The sequence below is a fragment of the Microcystis sp. MC19 genome, assembly GCF_003019735.1.
Classification (GTDB): Bacteria; Cyanobacteriota; Cyanobacteriia; order Cyanobacteriales; family Microcystaceae; genus Microcystis.
On record NZ_CP020664.1, the window covers coordinates 1666178 to 1682633 of the forward strand.

The 16456-nt window shown below is 42.7% G+C and carries 17 protein-coding genes and 2 pseudogenes; 7 read left to right on the forward strand and 12 right to left on the reverse strand.

Annotation, left to right across the window (positions count from 1 at the left end; translation table 11 throughout):
• Window positions 1–2: 2 nt before the first annotated feature.
• The 3 genes from B5D77_RS08550 to ureC all read left to right on the forward strand — a co-directional run bounded on the left by B5D77_RS08550 (window position 3) and on the right by ureC (window position 3210).
• The gene (locus B5D77_RS08550) at window positions 3–344 is read left to right on the forward strand and encodes a XisI protein (RefSeq protein WP_106908642.1); all 342 of its coding nucleotides are present in this window, start codon (window positions 3–5) and stop codon (window positions 342–344) included.
• A gap of 178 nt (window positions 345–522) precedes the next feature.
• Window positions 523–1419, forward strand: coding sequence for a polyphosphate kinase 2 family protein (locus B5D77_RS08555; RefSeq protein ID WP_002761380.1), 897 nt, complete (start codon window positions 523–525; stop codon window positions 1417–1419).
• An 81-nt stretch (window positions 1420–1500) separates the two neighbouring features.
• Window positions 1501–3210, forward strand: coding sequence for an urease subunit alpha (gene ureC / locus B5D77_RS08560; RefSeq protein ID WP_106908643.1), 1710 nt, complete (start codon window positions 1501–1503; stop codon window positions 3208–3210).
• A gap of 56 nt (window positions 3211–3266) precedes the next feature.
• On the opposite strand, the gene B5D77_RS08565 is transcribed toward ureC, so the two are convergent.
• From B5D77_RS08565 to B5D77_RS08600, 7 genes are all read right to left on the reverse strand, one after another.
• Window positions 3267–3602, reverse strand: coding sequence for an LPP leucine zipper domain-containing protein (locus B5D77_RS08565; protein ID WP_002737579.1), 336 nt, complete (start codon window positions 3600–3602; stop codon window positions 3267–3269).
• Between the two features lie 70 nt (window positions 3603–3672).
• The gene (locus tag B5D77_RS08570; protein ID WP_254053056.1) at window positions 3673–3915 is read right to left on the reverse strand and encodes a CHAT domain-containing protein; all 243 of its coding nucleotides are present in this window, start codon (window positions 3913–3915) and stop codon (window positions 3673–3675) included.
• Window positions 3916–4137: 222 nt separating this feature from the next.
• Complete coding sequence (locus tag B5D77_RS08580; RefSeq protein ID WP_002754850.1) at window positions 4138–4293, reverse strand: hypothetical protein; 156 nt, start codon at window positions 4291–4293, stop codon at window positions 4138–4140.
• Window positions 4290–4682, reverse strand: a complete 393-nt coding sequence (locus B5D77_RS08585) for a DUF6516 family protein (RefSeq protein WP_002791097.1) — start codon at window positions 4680–4682, stop codon at window positions 4290–4292. Before B5D77_RS08585 ends, B5D77_RS08580 begins: the two co-directional genes overlap by 4 nt.
• The gene (locus B5D77_RS08590) at window positions 4672–4962 is read right to left on the reverse strand and encodes a hypothetical protein (protein ID WP_002754848.1); all 291 of its coding nucleotides are present in this window, start codon (window positions 4960–4962) and stop codon (window positions 4672–4674) included. The genes B5D77_RS08585 and B5D77_RS08590 overlap by 11 nt, the downstream gene beginning before the upstream one ends.
• Window positions 4963–5150: 188 nt before the next feature.
• Window positions 5151–6344 (reverse strand): IS4 family transposase, encoded by a 1194-nt coding sequence (locus B5D77_RS08595; RefSeq protein ID WP_106908644.1) that lies wholly within the window; start codon window positions 6342–6344, stop codon window positions 5151–5153.
• Between the two features lie 146 nt (window positions 6345–6490).
• Window positions 6491–9505 carry a WD40 repeat domain-containing protein gene (locus tag B5D77_RS08600; RefSeq protein ID WP_159036950.1) on the reverse strand — a complete coding sequence of 1005 codons (3015 nt, stop codon included), beginning with the start codon at window positions 9503–9505 and terminating at the stop codon, window positions 6491–6493.
• 278 nt (window positions 9506–9783) lie between these two features.
• On the opposite strand from B5D77_RS08600, the pseudogene B5D77_RS08605 reads away from it, so the two are divergent.
• A pseudogene (locus B5D77_RS08605) lies at window positions 9784–11032 on the forward strand (ISNCY family transposase).
• Between the two features lie 256 nt (window positions 11033–11288).
• Here B5D77_RS08605 and B5D77_RS08610 read toward each other — a convergent pair.
• The 4 genes from B5D77_RS08610 to B5D77_RS08625 all read right to left on the reverse strand — a co-directional run bounded on the left by B5D77_RS08610 (window position 11289) and on the right by B5D77_RS08625 (window position 13350).
• Window positions 11289–12104, reverse strand: coding sequence for an AAA-like domain-containing protein (locus B5D77_RS08610; RefSeq protein WP_106908646.1), 816 nt, complete (start codon window positions 12102–12104; stop codon window positions 11289–11291).
• A gap of 68 nt (window positions 12105–12172) precedes the next feature.
• Window positions 12173–12508, reverse strand: a complete 336-nt coding sequence (locus tag B5D77_RS08615; RefSeq protein WP_002754817.1) for a XisI protein — start codon at window positions 12506–12508, stop codon at window positions 12173–12175.
• The gene (locus B5D77_RS27675; RefSeq protein ID WP_002761389.1) at window positions 12496–12627 is read right to left on the reverse strand and encodes an element excision factor XisH family protein; all 132 of its coding nucleotides are present in this window, start codon (window positions 12625–12627) and stop codon (window positions 12496–12498) included. The genes B5D77_RS08615 and B5D77_RS27675 overlap by 13 nt, the downstream gene beginning before the upstream one ends.
• A 27-nt stretch (window positions 12628–12654) precedes the next feature.
• Window positions 12655–13350 (reverse strand): AAA-like domain-containing protein, encoded by a 696-nt coding sequence (locus tag B5D77_RS08625; RefSeq protein WP_254053085.1) that lies wholly within the window; start codon window positions 13348–13350, stop codon window positions 12655–12657.
• A gap of 60 nt (window positions 13351–13410) precedes the next feature.
• Here B5D77_RS08625 and B5D77_RS08630 point away from each other — a divergent pair, with 60 nt between their 5' ends.
• Window positions 13411–14568: an IS630 family transposase gene (locus B5D77_RS08630; RefSeq protein WP_106908546.1), complete on the forward strand. Its 1158-nt coding sequence runs from the start codon at window positions 13411–13413 to the stop codon at window positions 14566–14568.
• Here B5D77_RS08630 and B5D77_RS08635 read toward each other — a convergent pair.
• The gene (locus tag B5D77_RS08635; RefSeq protein ID WP_254053057.1) at window positions 14565–15503 is read right to left on the reverse strand and encodes an AAA-like domain-containing protein; all 939 of its coding nucleotides are present in this window, start codon (window positions 15501–15503) and stop codon (window positions 14565–14567) included. The genes B5D77_RS08630 and B5D77_RS08635 overlap by 4 nt on opposite strands.
• A gap of 268 nt (window positions 15504–15771) precedes the next feature.
• Here B5D77_RS08635 and B5D77_RS08640 point away from each other — a divergent pair, with 268 nt between their 5' ends.
• Window positions 15772–16020, forward strand: a complete 249-nt coding sequence (locus B5D77_RS08640; protein ID WP_002774376.1) for a DUF433 domain-containing protein — start codon at window positions 15772–15774, stop codon at window positions 16018–16020.
• Window positions 16011–16379, forward strand: a pseudogene (locus B5D77_RS08645) (DUF5615 family PIN-like protein). The gene B5D77_RS08640 and the pseudogene B5D77_RS08645 overlap by 10 nt, the downstream one beginning before the upstream one ends.
• Window positions 16380–16456: the final 77 nt, after the last annotated feature.

Below are 16456 nucleotides of genomic sequence, written 5' to 3' on the forward strand. Positions count from 1 at the left end.
CAATGAATAAACTAAATTATTATCAAAACATAATCAAGAAAATTCTCACAGAATATGCAGAAATTTTCTCACAAGTACCCGATCAAGACATAGAAGAAATATTGATGTTTGACCATAATAGAAGCCAATATCTTTGGTTTAATATTGGCTGGAAAAATGGCAAACGAATTAAAGCGATTTCCGTTTATCTTCGTCTAAAAAATGACAAAATTTATATTGAAGAAGATTGGACAGAAGCAGGTATCGCCACGGAATTAATGCGCTTAGGAATTCCCAGCAGTGAGATAGTTTTAGCTTTTCAACCTCCCGAAGTGCGTCAGTTTACCGAATTTGCGATCGCCTAAAAATTATTCTTTACTTTCTCGTCAGATGAGGAGTCGCTAAAATCGAGTATTTAAATATACTTGTTTCTAGGTCATTTCTGCCAGTTCATCCTTGACTCGCCGGTTCAAGAGTTAGATATTTTCCGAGCAAAAGTGCTACAATGTAATCTTAAGGGTCAAAACAATCAAGGAGAAGAGCATGGTCAGCAAAATTGATCGCCAAGCATTTTTACAATCCTTAATCGTGCCACCGGGTAAAGAAATTTCTCTACACAAAGACTACGATCCCGGGTTTAAGCCAGACTATATTACCAAAGAAGATGCCACTTTGCTGCTGCAACAGGGAATCGAAAAAATGGCCGAGTTTCAAGATAAACTCTATGCCCAGGATACCTATGCCCTCTTAATTAATCTGCAAGCCATGGATGCGGCGGGTAAAGATGGTACGATCAGACACGTTATGTCGGGCTTAAATCCCCAAGGCTGTCAGGTATTTAGCTTTAAAGTTCCCTCGGCCGAAGAACTAGATCACGATTATCTCTGGCGATATTATAAAGCTTTACCGGAGCGGGGTCGTATCGGTATTTTTAATCGTTCTTACTACGAAGAATTATTAGTTGTGCGCGTCCATCAAAATTTATTGGAACGGCAAAAACTCCCCCCAGAAGACAGAACCAAGAAAGTTTGGCAGCGACGTTTTGAGGAGATTAATAATTTTGAAAAATATCTGGTTAACAATGGGGTTATTGTCCTGAAATTCTTTCTCAATGTTTCTAAAGGAGAACAGAAAAAACGATTTTTAGAAAGAATTGATCGCCCCGAAAAAAACTGGAAGTTTTCCGAAAATGATGTCAAAGAAAGGGCTTTTTGGGGTGATTACATGAAAGCCTACGAGGAGGTATTCAATCATACCAGTACCGAATGGGCCCCTTGGTATATTATCCCGGCTGATCGCAAATGGTTTACCCGTTTAGCTGTGGGGGCGGTTATTTATCACACCCTCGAATCCCTTGGTTTAAAATATCCCACCGTTACCGAAGAACATCACCAAGCTTTACTGAAAGCCAAAGAAATCCTGGAAAATGAGCCAGATTAAAAATGGAAGAAAATCCCGAAAAAGCGATAATTGCCGGAAAATCGATCGTATAATCAATGTCGATTTGAGAGAATTACCCCTATGAATTATCGCATCGATCGCCGCACCTATGCAGAAACCTACGGCCCCACCGTCGGAGATCAAGTTCGCCTGGCAGACACGGAATTATTTATCGAAGTCGAAAAAGATTTCACCACCTACGGCGATGAGGTAAAATTCGGCGGCGGTAAAGTAATTCGCGATGGGATGGGCCAATCCCCCATTTCTAGGGAAGATGGAGCGGTGGATTTAGTGATTACTAATGCCTTAATTCTCGACTGGTGGGGCATCGTTAAAGCTGATGTGGGCATTAAAGACGGCAAAATTTATAAAATCGGTAAAGCGGGCAATCCCCACATTCAAGATAATGTCGATATTATTATCGGTCCTGCTACCGAGGCATTAGCCGGGGAAGGGATGATTTTGACAGCAGGGGGGATTGATGCTCATATTCATTTTATCTGTCCCCAACAAATTGAGACAGCGATTGCGTCGGGGATTACCACGATGATTGGTGGTGGGACTGGACCTGCGACGGGAACTAATGCCACCACCTGCACCCCGGGAGAATGGAACATCTATCGAATGCTAGAGGCCGCCGAAGCTTTCCCGATGAATTTGGGTTTTTTGGGTAAAGGCAATAGCAGTCAGCCGGAAGGACTAGCGGAACAGGTAAAAGCGGGGGTAATTGGCTTAAAACTCCATGAAGATTGGGGAACCACTCCGGCAGCCATTGATACCTGTTTAAGCGTGGCCGATAAGTACGATGTGCAGGTGGCGATTCATACCGATACTCTCAATGAGGCCGGTTTTGTTGAGGCCACTATCGCCGCTTTTAAAAATCGCGTCATTCACACCTACCACACGGAAGGGGCCGGCGGTGGTCATGCTCCCGATATTATCAGGGTTTGCGGGGAAATGAACGTTTTACCCTCCTCTACTAATCCCACCCGTCCCTATACGACGAATACCTTAGAGGAACACCTCGATATGTTGATGGTTTGTCATCATTTAGACCGGAGTATTCCCGAAGATGTGGCTTTTGCTGAATCCCGCATCCGCCGCGAAACTATTGCCGCCGAGGATATTCTCCACGATTTAGGGGCTTTTAGCATCATTTCCTCCGATTCTCAAGCTATGGGACGGGTGGGGGAAGTAATTATCCGCACTTGGCAAACTGCCCACAAAATGCGGGTACAACGAGGCAGACTGACCGGGGAAACGGGAGAGAATGATAATCTGCGGGCAAGACGATATATTGCTAAATATACGATTAATCCTGCTATTACCCATGGTGTCTCCGATTATGTCGGTTCCATCGAGGTGGGCAAATTAGCCGACTTGGTTCTCTGGAAACCGGCATTTTTTGGCGTAAAACCGGAAATTGTCCTGAAAGGCGGTTTAATCGCCTGGGCGCAAATGGGCGATGCTAATGCCAGTATTCCCACACCCCAACCGGTTTATATGCGTCCCATGTTTGCCTCTTTTGGTGGTGTGATCGCCAAAACTTCCTTGACATTTGTTTCTAAATATGCTATGAAAGCGGGCATTCCTGAGAAGTTAAAGCTGAAAAAAACCGCCGTGGCCGTGTCGAATACGCGCAATATCAGTAAGGCTAGTATGAAGCTAAATGACGCTTTACCGCGCATGGAAGTTAATCCCGAAACCTACGAGGTGCGTGCTGACGGGGAATTATTAATCTGTGAACCCGCTACGGTTTTACCTATGGCCCAACGCTATTTCCTATTTTGAATTCGATTTCAGGAAACGGGTTTTTTCAAAAAACCCGTTTTCTTTTTGAATCACAGTTAAGGATTAGTAGGAAAATTTGGGAAAAATAACTTAACCAATCCTGCCATTAGTGCAGTAACAATGGCAACAAAGATGGTTCGATTAGTAAATTCCAAGTTATCTAGTCGTTTATTCACGCCTGTTAATTCTCCTTTAATATTTGCTATGTCAACTCTTAAGTTATTCACTTCTTCAGATAGCTTGTCTATTTTGCTATTAAGTTGTTCAGATAATCTGTCTATTTTGCCATTAAGTTGTTCAGATGACTTGTCTATTTTGTCATTAACTTCTTTGAATTGTCCTACAATAAAGTCTTTTAATTCTTTGAGGTCGTTTTCTGTAAATGTTGCCATTGTGTGACTCTCCTAGTAATTGTTTGTGATACCAATAATTTTACCCCTAAGTTTAACTCCTAACCCTTAATCAGTCAAATTGCATCGAAGTTGCATCACCAGAAGGAATAAAACTGACCCAATAAAAAGGATGTTTTTGCTTCTCACCCTTGAGCATTCCTAGTTGAATTTGTCGTAAAGCTTCACTGCGTCCTTCTCCTTTTTGTAAGCGTCCATAATAGGCGACCATTAAATCTTTAGTTGCGTCATCAGATACTTTCCAAAGGCTAATTAATTGGCTTTCACTTCCCGCAATAACTAAAGCGCAGCGCAATCCATAAATCCCTTCACCTACGCTTCTAGTTTGGTGATTTTTTGATGATAATTAATGCTTTATACTGTATATTAATTAAGTAGCTGGTTATAATTAAATTAAAAATGGATTTTAGGTTTGATCCCCCCTGCCCCCCTTGATAAGGGGGGTGCCGATCCCCCCTTAGTCCCCCCTTTAATCCCCCCTTAATAAGGGGGGCATCTGACAACTTTTAACGCCTACCTACTTATCAAATTTAGCCAAGATTTTCAATCCTTCTTCTGGGTTGCCATTAGCTGCCATTTCCTTAAATCTAGTATAGGCATTAAATTCGGCTAAAGTGTTGGTGGAAAGATATTCAATCAGTTTATTGATACTGATTCCTTTTAGTTCATTCATAGAAAACTCCTGATTCTGGCGGTAATTTCCTGAAGAACTTCTAAGAGCGTTGGAGCAGCGGACGAGATTACATTTTCTTCACTGCTGTCATGTTTGTGATGGGGATAGGTTGGGAGGTTCAGCTTTTTATGATGTGGAGTATTATCATAACGGAAAATTAAGGTATTCATGGTATTCATATACTGATAAGCGTACATATTACGATTAATAATTGTTTCGATATTGACAAACTCTCGAATATGCAGAACTGAATTATCAATGAATTTAATTTCGGCTCGAATAAATCCTTCATAAGTATCGCGTTTTTCACAATCTAGCGTAAAAAATTTTACTACTGAACAGGTTGCGATAATTGTTTGAATCTGTTGAAAATAATCTTCAATTAACAAATTCAATTCCTCTGAGTCTTTCTGCTTTTTCCTGTAGGCATTGTAGCATTCGCAATTCGCCAATCCATTCGTCAAGTTCCAGGGTTTCCTGAAATTCGTCGTTTTCGTAGCGATGCAGAAATTCTGCTGTGGACAGTTGATATTTGTCCTCAAATTCTCGCAGTCGTTGTTCGGTACGCTGGATACCCGCTTCAGTGGAACGTAGGGCTTCAGCGATTGCGCCTTCGATTAGAGGTTTGAGGGAGCCGGAGTGATGAGAGATGAGTTTGAGTTCCTTCATAATAGGAAGTCTTGTAGCTACTTTTGCATTATAGACAATTGCTAAGATATCCAGAGGGCGCAGGTTCCTTGCGCCACTACACTAGACCTCTCCAATAATTGTCAAACTAAGGGCTGAAGTCCTTTTGATCTATGGTCAATTTTTGGGTTCATTTTTTCTCTTTTCTCCTTCAAGGGGTGACAAGGCGACTAAAAGGCTTGCTGGATAAGGCGCATAGCCGTTAGACCCCTAGAAAAATTCGGGTGTTTTCCAGGCTTGAGTCGAATCAAAGAAAAAGCGAGTTCCGAGTATGCGTCCATCGACTTGACCCAAAAAGTCCCATAAGTACCTATCCAAAAATCGCTATGTCTTTCTGGACCGCGTTTTGCTTCTTTGGAGCGACAAATATAATCCCGAGTTCCCGATTTCTTGAGATTTTGACCCCGGGTTGTATTCAAAGAGTAAGCGATAGCGATTAATAAAACTAAGGCGAGAAAGCGAGGCTCGCTCACTTTCGTTTTTTCCAGATTATATCCTCCCGTTTTACAATCTTTGAACATCGCCTCAATCCCGAATCTGGCTCGATATAATTTGAGGGTTAACTCTAAAGATTCTAGATTAGTCAATAAATACCAAGGCTCTTTAGACCCTTTACTTCGATAGCGCCTTTTCCAATAAATTGCCAGATTAAACCCACCGATCTGATGGCTTTTCGTGTGGGTCACTCCTCGAAAGAATTTTCGTTCTCCCCGGTTCGGTTCTAGCTCCGAAAGGGCTTGATAGTTTTCTTCTTCTTTCAATCGCGTGTAGGTACTTTTCTTTTGACGGAAGATAAAAGCTACACCTCTGTCGTCTAGCCACTTCCCTAACTGCACCGACTGAAATTCACGATCTCCCATTACGACGAGCGGATAGGGTTTCAATAACCGCAAGACCGGCTTGATAAATTTTTTCTGTTCGCCCAGATCGCTACTTCCTTTTTTATTCAGTAACACCCAAGATACGGGCAAGGCTCTCCGACCACAAATCACACTGGCAACGAATAAATTTCTTCCTTTCCAATCGGTTCTATCTATGACGACTAATAATCGTCCCGCCTGTTTCAGTTTTTGAAGCCTTCTTCTTTGCTCTCGATTTTTGTTTTTCCCACTAAACTCTAGCTTGACAATCTGTTTGATCAAGGGAAACCACAAGAGTTTCACGTTTAGTTGCGGGAGCTTAAGAAATCTCTGCAAATTCCGTCTTCTACTTTCAAAGGTTATCGGTTGCGGGAAAAGAGCGGCCAGTTTCTCTAGTTGGACTATCCGATGACTTTGTAAGAGCAGGATTACTATCTGTAAGGTCAAATAGCTCGCCTCGCTAAGGTTTGCCTGTAAGCAAGCCTGATAGAATGAAGGTAACATTTTTAATTTTTGAGTGGTTGTCCTAACCACTCTATTTCTTTAGGGGGTCGTTTGGCTAGACTCCCCGCTCTATCTAGCTTGTAGCCCCTCTGTCACCCCTTGAACTTTTCTCCTTCTCTCTCAGATTATACTTTTGACTTTTGACTTTATTTTCCCTTTTTAGCGTCGTTGGCGAGTTGGTTGGCGCGGCTGACGGGATCAAAACGGAGGCTAGGATTCCACTTTTGGGCGGTTTTAAAGCCTTCAATTGCTTCGTTGATTTTGCCTTCCCTAGCTAAGGCTTCGCTATCCGCAACCAGGTTAGGGGCGCCGGCAAGGAGAAGCTCGGTTGTTTGGCAAACCTTCAGCTTTTGCAAATCTCGCGGGCTTTGGATCAGATAACCTTCGAGCCAGTTGCAGCCCCCCACCAGCAAGGTATCCAGATTTGGGATCGGCCAGAGCTTGACGCTGCCATCGCTGCCATCATCTCCTCCCGTGGCGAGGGTTTGTCCATCGCTCGTCCAACTTACACTCCAGACACTGCCTTGTTCGGCATTGAGGCTGGTAATCGGGGTGCCATCTCGCTTCCAGAGCTTGACGCTGCTCCAGGGCTTGACTCTGCCATCATTTCCTCCCGTAGCGAGGGTTTGTCCATCGCTCGTCCAACTTACGCTATTAACACTGCCTTGCTCGGTATTGAAGCGGGTAATCGGGGTGCCATCTCGCTTCCAGAGCTTGACGCTGCCATCATTTCCTCCCGTAGCGAGGGTTTGTCCATCGCTCGTCCAACTTACGCTATTAACACTGCCTTGCTCGGTATTGAAGCGGGTAATCGGGGTGCCATCTCGCTTCCAGAGCTTGACGCTGCCATCACCTCCTCCCGTAGCGAGGGTTTGTCCATCGCTCGTCCAACTTACACTCCAGACACTGGCTTGCTCGGTATTCAGGCGGGTAATCAGGGTGCCATCTCGCTTCCAGAGCTTGACGCTGCCATCATTTCCTCCCGTAGCGAGGGTTTGTCCATCGCTCGTCCAACTTACGCTATTAACACTGACTTGCTCGGTATTGAGGCGGGTAATCGGGGTGCCATCTCGCTTCCAGAGCTTGACGCTGCCATCATTTCCTCCCGTAGCGAGGGTTTGTCCATCGCTCGTCCAACTTACACTCACAACACTGCTTTGCTCGGCATCGAGGCGGGTAATCAGGGTGCCATCTCGCTTCCAGAGCTTGACGCTGCCATCAGATCCTCCTGTGGCGAGGGTTTGTCCATCGCTCGTCCAACTTACGCTATTAACACTGACTTGCTCGGTATTGAGGCGGGTAATCGGGGTGCCATCTCGCTTCCAGAGCTTGACGCTGCCATCAACTGCTCCTGTGGCGAGGGTTTGTCCATCGCTCGTCCAACTTACACTCACAACACTGCTTTGCTCGGCATCGAGGCGGGTAATCAGGGTGCCATCTCGCTTCCAGAGCTTGACGCTGCCATCAGATCCTCCTGTGGCGAGGGTTTGTCCATCGCTCGTCCAACTTACACTCCAGACACCGCCGGTATTGAGGCGGGTAATCGGGGTGCCATCTCGCTTCCAGAGCTTGACGCTGCCATCATCTCCTGCCGTGGCGAGGGTTTGTCCATCGTTCGTCCAACTTACACTCCAGACACTGCCTTGACGGGTGGGGATAGTGCGTTCCTGAATTTGGGTCAAAATCTGCTGCAACGCCCCTACCGGGCTAATGGCAGGGTAGTCAATCAGGGCGAGTTTTTGATTGATTAGCTTGGCTCCCTTGATTTTGGCTTTTTGCCTTACTAGGGTTTGCAATTCCTGTCCGGCTTCCATTGCCTTCAGTAGCCCAGCGGTCTGATTTTTGTCAAACTGCTGCAAGGCAGCACTTCCGCGTTGTTCGATCTGGGTTCCCTGTTGGGCGATCTTTAGGCTAACTTCTGCTGCGACTAAGGTTTTGTTCGCCGTTTCTACATCTGCTTGAGCATTTTTGGCAGCAGTTTCAGCTTGTAGCTTTTGGGTAGTGGCTAATTGTAATTGCTCTTTGGCAGCCGCCGTTGCCTCTTCTGCTTGAATTTTGTCCTGATTTACTTGGTTTAACCGAAGCGTTGCTTTCTGTACTTGTCGGTGTGCTTGCAGGTATTGCTGTTGGGCGGCTCTTTCTTTTGTCTGCGCTTGCAGATACTTTTCTTGTGCTTTTATCGTGTTTAGATTGGCTCTTTTGAGATTATCGTTCGCCTTCTTTTCGTTAATTTTAGTTTGCGCTAAACTGCGATTGAGACTGATTTTATCCTTATTAAGTTGGTCTTTATCTTGTTCAAGTTGTTTTTTCTCTCCCTCCGCTTCTTGTACATCCTGCCGTGCTATTTTCAAATCATCTACCGCCTTTATCGAAATAGGAACGGCAATAGCAGCAATGGCAATAGCTCCCAATGCCCCCAACAAACTAAGCTTATTCCGTCGATTAGCTTTTTTGATGATTCTGCCGGATTCCTCCCTTGTTTCTAATAATGCTTGGTTCGCTGTTTCTAATTCTGTTTCCGCCTGTTCCCTCGCCGCCGTCAAAATCTGATTCGCTTCCGTTTCCGCCGCCAATCGCCTTTCCATATCCCGTTTTTCGACATCCTGGCTATCATCTAAAAAGCGTTCATCTTCTTTACTCAAGCGCTTTCCTTTTGCCCAAGTCTCCGCCTCCCGCAACGCCTGTCCCCGCAACAAAAACGACTCTTTCTGCTCTTCTTGTGCCTCCTGCCAAGCCTTAAACGCCTCCCCATAAAACCCCGGACGCAAATCCGCCAAAGCGCGAGCCACCCACTGCCCATTAAACACCTGCGCGTAGATGGGGTTATAGACTTTCAACCTGCCCTCTCGCTTCACCACCAAACCCGTCAGCCGCAGTTGCAGTTGCTCGTAGCTCTCATCGGCAATGATCCCCCCTTCCTTTCTGGATGAGAGAGGGGGGGGTTCAGCATCCAAAACTTGCTGATAAATCCCTAGCAGTCGCCCCCGTAGCCGTTCGTCACTGCGTAAAATCCTGTCTCGAATCGTTTTCAAATGCGGCGGCACGTCCTGCGCCTCCCAATTATCGATAAGCTGGCTCGTCACCACCTGCGCCACCAAATCTGGGGGCGATAGGCGCAAATCTGCCTCCTGCACTACCAAATTCAAGACCCGCTGCGTCAAAAACGGCTGTCCCCCAGCAATTCTCATTTTAAAAAGTAACAAGTGATACAGACAGAAACAAAGCTTTAAGCAAGCTACAAAATGCGCTCCCGCGAGTGCGACTGCATCGCAGAGAAGTGAGTATATAGAGTATTTATACTCAAAATATTTGAAAGATGGGAGAAATCTAGAACAAAAGTTCTCTACATCAGAAAGAGAACCAAATAAAAATTGATGATTGTTGTCTGTTGAGGTAAAATTATTAAGTTGGAAATATTAATTAATCAAACTGTTCTGCGATGACGAAAAAGGCTGTGACTTTAGAAATTCCTGAATTAATACAATTTTTAGTTCAAGAATTACATGACTTACCCGATGACAGAAAACCAGGAAACAATACCAAATATCAGGTAGAAGATGCAGTTAAGGCGGCTTTTTCGGTTTTTTTTACTCAGTCACCTTCTTTTTTAGAGCATCAACGTTTGATGAAAAGTAGTAAGGGAAAAGATAATGCTTCAAGTTTATTTGGTATCAAAAAAATACCTTGTGATAATCAAATCAGAAACCTGTTAGATCCTATCCCAGCTGCCACAATATTTGGCTCTTTTCAACAAGTCTATCAATGGTTAAAAAAACAGGGAGTTATTAAAAAATTTTTCTACTTAGATGAGGAAATTTTAATAGCTTTAGATGGTACGGAATATTTTTCTTCAAAGAAAATTAGTTGTCCCCATTGTAATTGCCGCAATGCTCGTAATGGAACGACAACTTATTTTCATGGTTGCGTCACGCCAATTGTGGTTTCTCCTGAGCAAAAACAAGTGATTAATTTAGAACCAGAATTTATTAAAAAACAAGATGGGCAGCAAAAACAAGATTGTGAAAATGCGGCTGTTAAAAGATGGTTAGATAAGAATCATCAAAAGAAGTATGGTTATCCTGTAACCCTGTTAGGAGATGACTTATACTCTCGTCAACCTATCTGTGAGTTAGCTCTAAAACAAGGTTATAATTTTATTTTTGTTTGTCTTGAAACTTCTCATAAAACCTTATATGAATGGCTAGAATTTTTAAAAAAAAGTGGAGAAGTTAAAGCCGTAGAAAAGAAACAATGGGATGGAGGAAAGAATCTCATTTATCGTTATCGTTATGTTTCTAGAGTTCCTCTGAGAGAGGTCGAGTCAAGTCTCGAAGTTAATTGGTGTGAAGTCACGGTCATTAATGAAAAAACACAGAAAATTATCTATCAAAATAATTGGATTACCAATCATGAAATTACTGAAAATAATGTTGAAAAAATTGTCAAAGCTGGACGCAGCAGATGGAAAGTTGAGAATGAAGGAAATAACGTTCTTAAAAATCACGGTTATAATTTAGAACATAATTTTGGTCATGGTCAAAGTCATTTATGCGAGTTCTTGTTGTCTTTAAATTTACTAGCTTTTTTATTTCATACCGTTTTAGATTTAGTTAATCATACTTATCAAAAGATTCGTGAGTTATTAGTTACTCGCACCAGTTTTTTTAATGATATTCGTACTTTATTAAAATATTTTTGGTTTAAGAATTGGTCAGAGTTTTTCTTGTTTATTCTTACCGAATATGTCCCGCTCAAAAAAATAAATTCTAGTTAAAAATGTCAATTTTTCGAGAGAAGGAAAGATTATTTTATTCATTGAAAAAACCACAAATTAGGTCAGAATTTCAGCTAAATTTATGAGTTGAGATAAGTTTTTTATGGGCAGATATTTTAAAACTGTCTCTTGAAGCTAATTATGATGATTATCTTGAAAAAAAATGATAATTAGACAGAAGTTCTCTTGTTCACATAGAGAACTTTATCTTCTTTTGTTTTCAAAATGAGAATTGCTGGCTGTCCCCCCGTCCAATACAACACCGCTTGCAGCACCGCCTGCGGATCGTCCACCTTGCCCACCAAACCCTGCATCAACGGTTGAGCTTCCTGGAGTTGAAAGCCACTCATCTCCACCGCCCGACCGATATTAAACGCCGAACTACGCTTACTGACAATCAGATCGGAAGGTGTTGCCACCCCTAAAAACGCAAAAGTCAGCCGCCGATAACGCAGATCTTCCGCCCGCCGCTCAAAGAAAGAGCGAATCAGAATGAAAAAACCATCGGTATCAAACTTGAGACTGAGCAGGTTATCAATTTCTTCGACAAAAATGACGACATCTTGCGAGAGTTCTGCCAGCAATACGCGATCGATAAAATAAGTAAAGCGTTCGACCGCCGAAATCGACTGAGCCGCCAGATCCTTCCACCAACTCGAAAAATCGATTTTCTCTTGTAAATGCAAATCATCGATCAAGCGTTTTATGGTTCCGGCATACCACTGATCCTCGCTCAAACTGGTTCCCCGGGTTTGCGGGTCAATGACCGCACAAGCCACCCCCTCTGCCGCTAACTTCTGCATCACCCGCACCCGCAAACTAGACTTGCCCATCTGCCGCGAGTTAAAGACAAAACAATATTCTCCTGATTTCAGGCGATCGTACAATTCGCGATCGGCCTGTCGCTCTACATACCCACGATATTCGGCAGGTAAGCTCCCGCCTACTTGATAGCTAAAAGGAGTCGAGGAAGTTGGGTTTGTCATCTGATACCAAATTGCTAAAAATATGTCCCAGAAAACGGATTTCTTTAAGAAACCCGTTTTCTAAGAGGTTAGGCGATCGCGTAGCCCGTGTAACCGCGTACATCCGCCGGATGAAAAGCGAGGACAATATCCTGCTGGGGAACACCCGCTGCCACTAGCTCATGGGTTACTCCGTCTTCGGTTTCATCTCGTTGTACCCAGATTTTCTCGTTGATAATATCCAAATGAATTAAACAGCCATGCACGCGAGTTTTGCGATCCCATCCGAGCGTCATCAAAAGATAGCTATCTCGAACTTCATCAAAAATCGGCTTACAAATCAATTCGCCGTGAGAATAAGGGATTTCAGTATAAGGAATCAAAACCGATTTAATAATATGACGATACTGATCTAATTTTTCCATTGCGAAATGACCTCCTTTTCAGCATCAAAAACAATAAACTTGAGATTTTCATCTTCGATTAAAATTTGTCCGATTGGCTCTTCAAAAAATGAATTATAAATCACATCTCTAATCGCCAAATCTAGTTTACAATAAAGTGTTTTTATTTAATTTCCTCCCAAGCGATCGCAAAAATACTGACGATAAAGATCGCAGCGAGGTTTCACATTATTATCAACCCGCACCACTAATCCCATACTGTCCAGTTTAAACGACTCCTCAGACCGCAAACGTACCGGCGCTTCAGAAGTAATAACCAATTTCATGGCTGCCCCCAGTTCAGGATAATCTTCCAAAGTCTTCAAATGTCCCCGCAGATAATCGCTGTAAATTCCCGCTTCTGTGGGAGCCGTCCGCAAAAATTCCGCCAAAGAAAGATCCCCCGCTGCAATGTGATAGAGTGCCGAGCGCACCATGTAGGGATGCCCTCCAATTAACCCCATAAATTGTTCGAGTTCCCCCTCTGTCCAAGTTAATCCGTGCCGTGCTACCAACTCCTGTACCTGTTCAGGCGTAAACTCTCCCAATTCGATGGGCAACCCCACATTAAAAGGCGATTGATTGATATCCCGTTGGGCATAGGACTCTTGAGAATGGACGATGATCAGCCGCAATTTCTGCCACAGTTTTTTAATCTTGGAACTTTCATGCCAGCCGCGCAATAATCCGCATAAATCCGTCTCGATATCTGCGTATTTAAAGATGCGATCAAAGTTATCGATCGCCAACACTAACGGGCGATCGTTCCCCTCTAATAAATACTTCTCAAAATAATCCGTACTGTTATCGTTCGCTCCAAAAATAAGCTAAAACGCACTTAAACCACCTAAAATAGAAATAGTAACTTGAGAAAATTCCTACTTATGCCAGCCAAAGATTTCCTAGACTTAGAAGAAAAGAAAAACTTACAAAAAGCTCTTAAAGAAGAAGAAAGAGCAGAGGTTAGGGAAAGAATTTTAATGTTTCTCTTGCTAAACGACGGAAAAACTCAACGAGAAATAGCTGAGTTTATTGGCTGTTCACTCAAAACAGTCGCCCATTGGTGTGTTCAGGGCGATCCTAACAATATAGAAAGTCTAGAAGATGGGAGAAAAAATGGAAATCATAAAAAAGCCACAGAGGAATATATTAATTTACTATTGAAAATAGTTGATGAAGACCCGAAGGAATTGGGATATGAATTCGGGAGATGGACAGCGGCAAGATTAGCAGAGCATCTAGAAAAGGAAACAGGAATTAAACTGAGTGGCTCGCAAGTGAGAAGAATATTGAGAAGAAAAAAGTATGTGTATATCTGGGCAAAATATAGTCTAGAAGATAAGCAAGACAAGAAATTAAGAAAAGCATTTAAAGAAAAATTAGATGAATATTTAAAGTTAGCGAAAGAAAAGCCAGAGTCAATCCAGGTATGGTTTTGGGACGGGGCTTTCAAGGTGGCGACGCAGGTTCGCCACACAGCCCCTCATGAATGTGGATTTAGTTTGAGAGTAATAAGAAGGAGAGCTTGGACAAAAAAAGGAAAGCGAAAAAAAGTGAATGGGCAAAGAAAAAGAGGAAGGGTGAATGTGATGGGAGCCTTAAGATATAATGATAAAAAAAGAGTCTGTTTTATGATCAAAAAAGGAAATTCAGAAACTTTCCATGAACAATTAAAGAAACTTCATGAAGAGATTCGTCAAGAATGGATAAACTTGGGAAATCTGCCCGAAGATTTTCGAGAAAAGGGGACGAAGATTATCATTATATTAGACAATGCTAGTTATCACAAAAAGAAAGATGTTATTGAGCAGGTGGAAAAAGAGTTGCCCAATATTAGGCTAGAGTTTTTACCAGCTTATAGTCCAGATTACAACCTAATAGAATTAGTGTGGCATTCCGCTAAAGAATACATAGCTAATCGAGAATTTGAAAATAAAGAAGAACTGGAAAAAGTAGTCAATCAGCTTTTAAATGAAGGGGGATTGATTATTAAATGGAGTAGAAAACTTAAAAATAAGGGTAATGCTGTCAATGTAACTTAAATGCGTAAAAGCTTATCATCCCAATACTCTTCAATCTTGACCCTTACTCCCAGTGGTTTACCCACCGACGCACAAAACCACTGCATGAACTTGTCGAGATCGTCAAAGAACTTTTGATTGGTCTGTTCCAGATCGATCGTTACCGCACGATAGCCTAGTTGAGATGCTTGGGCAAGTACCTTCGCCATCAGGGACGATTTGCCCATATTGTGGGGCGATTTAATCCGAATCAGGGAGCCAGGCCTTTGAATTTCCTCATAGCACCGTTCTTCGTAAGGGGAAGTAATATAAAAGCGAGAGTCAATGCTAACTTGTCCTTCTGGAGATTCCAAGCTAATTTCCTGTTGTATCTTGTCTGGAGTAACTGTTGGCTTGAGGGGTTCCGATTGCGTTGGCATCTCAGTGGCTTTTGCGGATTGTTGCGGCTCTGGCAAGACAGTGGGCTGTTTGTCAGTTAACACTGTCGCCATTTCCATTGCCGCCTGCCGAATCCCCTCAGCAATATTTAAAAACGCCTCACCCCGATTACTCCAAGTCGTCACAGGCTTGGCATTTTTTGGCAAAGCTTGCAACTTACCAAAAGGCGCACCACTCCAATCCACCGGCTTCAAAATAATCGGAATCACCCGCGCCTCCCCCGCATCATGCCGTGCGATCGCCCGTTCCATTTCAAGATCATAACAGTAGTCAGAAGCGATAAAGTTTTCACTAATCAACAACAGAATAATCTCGGCTGAATTGAGATTTTCATCAATGGCTTGTCTCCACTCTGTTCCAGCACTAATTTTGCGATCGTGCCATGATTTAATTACTCCCTGTCTTTGTAATGACGCGAGGTGAAGTCCCAAAGTTTCCCGCAGTTTCTCATCCCGGTGAGAGTAAGAAATAAATACATCGAGCGGTGTGGATGATATGTCTGGATTAGGTAAAATCATGGCTCTCAGTTTTAAGATTTCAGAAACCGGTTTTTTTCAACCTATTGATTTCAGAAAACGGGGTTTTTCAAAAAACCCGTTTTCTCGTCTAACTTGTTATACTATACTACTACAACTTAAAACCTCACCATTCCCTAATCTTCCCTACGGGGTTGGAGACAAGCTTTGCACCCTCACTGAAGGAGTAATTTCCCACTTCCACTCGCAACTATAGAATTAGCTATAATAAAATTACCACAGGTATCATCTTCATATTTCTGGAAACTATATGACCTTAAAACAATTAGACCGAATTACTTTTAACTCCAAAATTATGGCAGGTCAAGCCTGTATTCGAGGAATGCGTATTCCTGTTTCTTTAATTCTTAATCTACTTGCTAACGAAAAGCCGATAGAGGAAATATTAGAGGAATACCCTGACCTAGAAAGAGAAGATATTCACCAATGTTTATTATATGCTTCTTGGTTAGCCAGAGAACAAGTTCATTATTTTGAATTAATCGAGCAATGGAGATAGAGTTTCTAGCCGATATGGGGATTTCTCTGCGTACAGTCTCATGGTTAAGAGAACAAGGTTATGATGTCGTTCATCTTCGAGATGAAGGCTTACAAACTTTATCTGATCAGTAAATTCTTGCCAAAGCAAAAAGAGAAAAGCGGATAATTTTAACTGTCGATCTAGATTTTTCTCAACTTCTCGCTATTAGTGGTGATAATTTACCAAGTGTCATCCTATTCCGTTTAGGCAATGAAAACTACAATCTAATTAATCAGCGTTTAACTATAGTTTTACGAGATTGTACAAAAGCATTAAAGACGGGAGCAATTGTGTCAGTGACAGATCGTATTTTTCGGATTAGACTTTTATCAATTTAAGATTTTTGCTTTATAGCGTTCATGGAGTCTTCCCGTTAATTCCATCTTAAATATTGTGTTCCAAAAGCGAACACCTT